Origin of the sequence: Bradyrhizobium sp. CCBAU 45321 (assembly GCF_028128975.1) — a bacterium.
GTDB lineage: Bacteria > Pseudomonadota > Alphaproteobacteria > Rhizobiales > Xanthobacteraceae > Bradyrhizobium > Bradyrhizobium yuanmingense.
In genome coordinates this window covers 1-3,735 of record NZ_LFKZ01000073.1, presented here as the reverse complement: position 1 = coordinate 3,735, position 3,735 = coordinate 1, and the positions used below count along the sequence as shown (strand labels likewise).

At 62.1% G+C, this 3,735-nt stretch carries 2 protein-coding genes and 3 pseudogenes; 1 reads left to right on the top strand and 4 read right to left on the bottom strand.

The annotated features are described in order from the left end of the window. Window positions 1-2: 2 nt before the first annotated feature. The 4 genes and pseudogenes from ACM43_RS38770 to ACM43_RS09855 form a co-directional block, all read right to left on the bottom strand. Window positions 3-165: pseudogene (locus ACM43_RS38770) on the bottom strand (IS30 family transposase); the annotation flags it as partial. Between the two features lie 582 nt (window positions 166-747). Continuing rightward, window positions 748-1,107 (bottom strand): annotated as a pseudogene (locus tag ACM43_RS09865) (IS110 family transposase); the annotation flags it as partial. 835 nt (window positions 1,108-1,942) lie between these two features. Continuing rightward, window positions 1,943-2,356: a ribonucleotide-diphosphate reductase subunit beta gene (locus ACM43_RS09860; protein WP_271539880.1), complete on the bottom strand. Its 414-nt coding sequence runs from the start codon at window positions 2,354-2,356 to the stop codon at window positions 1,943-1,945. Between the two features lie 10 nt (window positions 2,357-2,366). Beyond that, window positions 2,367-2,960 (bottom strand): ribonucleotide-diphosphate reductase subunit beta, encoded by a 594-nt coding sequence (locus tag ACM43_RS09855; protein WP_271539879.1) that lies wholly within the window; start codon window positions 2,958-2,960, stop codon window positions 2,367-2,369. 333 nt (window positions 2,961-3,293) lie between these two features. On the opposite strand from ACM43_RS09855, the pseudogene ACM43_RS09850 reads away from it, so the two are divergent. Beyond that, a pseudogene (locus tag ACM43_RS09850) lies at window positions 3,294-3,735 on the top strand (IS66 family transposase); the annotation flags it as partial.

Here is a 3,735-nt window from a genome sequence, read left to right as displayed (position 1 = left end):
CTTCATGATCGGGCTGTTGTTGTAAGGGCGACTGTCGGCTTGAGGATGTCAGGCGTGGCAAATGAGGGCCGGGCGTTGAGGGCCGCTGCTACAGCGATATCTCGTCCCGGCGCTGTGGATGCTCAGGCCTGTGCCTTTCGGAAAGTACTGCCGCAGCAACCCGTTGGCCGCCAAGATCGGGGAGCTGACCCTGGAGAGTCGACGTGCACCGAACCAGATCACGCAGTGGAAGGCCCAGCTTCAGGAAGCGGCGGCCGATGTGTTCGCAGGATGTCGGGGGCATCGAGATCGAAGCCGAAGGCCATCTGGCCAAATATGTGGACCAGCAGCAGTCGCTGGGTTTCAGTTCCGTGTCCAGCAAATCCTGCTGAAGGGCTACGTCAGCTTCGCCGAGGAGCACGGCGACCGGCACATCAGAAGTGCCCGGGTCCTGGCATGGGCCGCACGAGCGCCGTCAGCGGAGCAGCGCCGCAACCGGTTGCTTACCGCGCGGCGGTTCGCGCTGGCGATGCATGCCGAGAATCCGCGCCATCAGGTTCCAGCGGCGGATGCACTCGGCCACGCTGTCGTCAAGCGGCGATCGCCTTATATCTATAGTGCGGACGAGATCGCACGATTGCTTCGCGCTGCGGCGGCACTCCGGCCGGTAGGCTCGATCAGACCGACCATGTATGTAACGCTCTTCGGCCTGCTCACCGCTACCGGCAGGCGGATCGCGGAAGCTTTGGCGCTGCGGATCGACGATGTGACTGCCGTTAGCTCGCCGGCGCGTCGCAGCCGCGCGAGAGAAGCGGCATCCCGGCGGTTGGTCTTCACACGATCGCCCGGCTTCCTCGGGATTAGCGATGGCGCTACCACCGTGCATTCGTGGCCGAGCGACCGGATCAGGCGATATAGACCGTAGCCAGTTGGGCCGGCTTCGTAACAGAAGTGGACGTGGTCAAACCGGTTGGCAATCCGCCCTATGACGCGGCGCATGTTGGTGGCGGAAGCATCCACCTCATCGAAGAACCGAACCTCCCCCTCCCGGCCTGCATCCGCAATCGCGACGGCATTTCTCAGCTTGGCTACATCGATTCCGACAAATGCTTCTCTATAATCTGCCACGGCTCGTCCTCCTGTGATGAGGATCGGCTCGGTACGCCCGAGCAACCCTCGGACGCGCAGTGTGGGGCGAGCCACCTCACCCGAGAGCCGGACATACGGTCTACCACTAGACTAGAAATGTCATCGGTGAGAGGACAGCTAGGCTGGCCTGATCGCCCTATGTTCGACCCGCCGGAGGCGCGGTCGATGGTGGGGACGCCGCCGGATAGGCTCGGTTGCTCGGCTTGCCACGCTTCTTCGACAGCAGTGCCGCAGGACCTCCGATCCGATAGGCCTTCAGCAGCCGGAATGCCTGCCGCGATGTGACCGGAAGCAGTTGCGCTGCCATCGCACTGCAATCCGTTCCGCCACAACATCCCGCAACACATGCACCCGGTCGATCTCAGCCCGGCTCATCGACAGCACCGTCATCACTCAAAATCTCCAAGCCTCCTGCCTTAGCCTGAACGCATCTAAGCCGGGCCGGCAAGGGCCCCTGCCCCGCATTAATGGCGCCTTTTGGACGCAGCCAAGGGATTTCAATGATCCTTCGGGTGCTATGAATCCACGGAACGAGAAGTCCTCTGGTCCCCTGTCGCATTCGAGCGGATTCGGGTCGTAGAGCCCTCCACATCATAGCCGCTGAAAACAGCCGCCCCCCATCAAACGCGGCTGTGATCGTCTTGCGCCTGACCGCTCGAAACAGGAAGGGCAGAATCGTATCGTCGACCATGGCCGGTGTGGTTACCTCGATGATGTCAGCGCAGAATTGGTCTCAGCAACCGAATCCCACGTCCCATCGGCGGCTTACACCACATTCGCAGCCACCCACAGGCCCTTCTTGAATAAAGATGGGCTAGATACGGCCGAAAGCCGCCCACACCCCGTTTTCGCCGTCCCAGCTGCCGCGGCTCGCCGCCTTGGAGTACTCCGTGGCGCGCTGCTCGAAGAAATTGGCGTGCTCGACACCATTGAGAATCTCGACAAGCCACGGCAATGGATGCGGCTTGAGCTGGATGAATCCGCCCTCCTTGGCCTCGAAGAAGCCGAAGACCGGGGCAATCCGCAGCTGGGTCAGTCGCCAGTCGGCGACATAGCGGACGTAGGCGTGGATCTGCTCAGCTCGCATGCCCTCGATCTTGCCGAGCCCGAAGGCGAGGTCGACGAAGTTCTCCTCCAGCTTCACCATGGTCTTGGCGACGTCGACGATGTCATCACGGACAGCGCGCGTCACCGCGCCGGTTTCGCGGTGCCATTCGTGAAACAGCATGATGATACCCTCACAATGCAGACCTCTCGTCGCGCACTGACCAGCTTACGATCTGTCCCATGCCGTTCATTTTGTTGTGACGCGGGAAGTGGAGCAGCATGGCGAAGCTCGCGAACAACGCCATGCCTTCGGTGAAGGCGCCGAACATCGCCAAGATCCGAGCGACATCGGCCACGCTGTCGACGCCGAACTCGTGCATGTAGTCCGCCTTGGCGCGCATCTCGGCATAGCCGCGGAATGCCTCGAACTCGGTCTTGGGCATGCCGAGCGTCTTGAGCAGCAGCGCATAGGCGTCGATGTGGACCGTCTCCATGTTGCTGAAGGCCGACATCATCATCTGAACAGTGAGCGGCTGGAAGATCGGGATGTAGCGCTTGAGATAGTTGTCCCCGGCCTCGATGTCCGACTGAGTGAAGAAACGAAAGATTTGGGTGAGCAGCGCGCGCTCGCTGGCGGTGACGCGGTCCGACGCCCAGTCCTTGAGGTCGGCGCCGAGCGGCACCTCCTCGCCCATCCAATGGGTCTGCTGCTGGCGCTTCCAGAGCTCGTAAGCCCAGGCGTAGCGATCGACATCATAGGTTCCGGTCGAGTCGAGCAGCCCCACTCGTCCCTTGCCGATCAGCGTACGCGGATCGACGATCCGAAAGATCGATCACTGACATGCAAGGCACTCCTCATAATCAGTACGCTGCGGCTGCGGCGCCGCCACCTCGTCGCTGTCGCCGGTCTTGGCGAACGACGCGCGCGAGATAGACTTTGAGCGGCAGTAGTAGAGGCTTTTCAATCCGCACTGCCATACCGTGCGCAGGTGGCGGCTGCATCGGCGCAGCGATCTTGGTTGGTGGAAATCGCCAAATGGGTCCGTCCAGTCCTGACGGGCTGCGTGCGCTACTACGGGCGGTTTTATCCCTCGAAGCTTCAAGAGGAGTTGCGCACGATCACCGAGCAGTTGCAGGTCGAGGTGAAGGCGTCGGTGCTGCAACGTGTGCGGTTCAAATATGCCTGCCGTCACTGCGAGCGCACCGCGCTGAACACTCCGATCGTGACCGCGCCGATGCCGGCGCAGCCGCTGCCGGGTAGCGTCGCCACGCCATCGACGCTGGCGCTGGTGCTCGCCAACAAATACGTCGACGGCACGCCGCTGTACCGTGTGGCGGACGCGCTGGGGCGCGCCGACGTCAGCATCAGCCGCGGGACGCTGGGCAACTGGGTGATCCGGGCGAGCGAGTTGCATCTGCATCGGGTCTATGACGCGCTACAGCAAAAGCTCAGGTCGGCTCCGTCACCCAGATCCAAGCATAGTCGGGTGGCGCAGTTTCAAGTGCCGAGGGACATGTCTCGATCCGACGAATCTGCGACTTCTGTTGGCATAGTCATGA

Bases quoted from the DNA above. Each gene is read 5' to 3' on its own strand.
- ACM43_RS09860 (WP_271539880.1), bottom strand. From the start codon at position 2,356: ATGCTGTTTCACGAATGGCACCGCGAAACCGGCGCGGTGACGCGCGCT.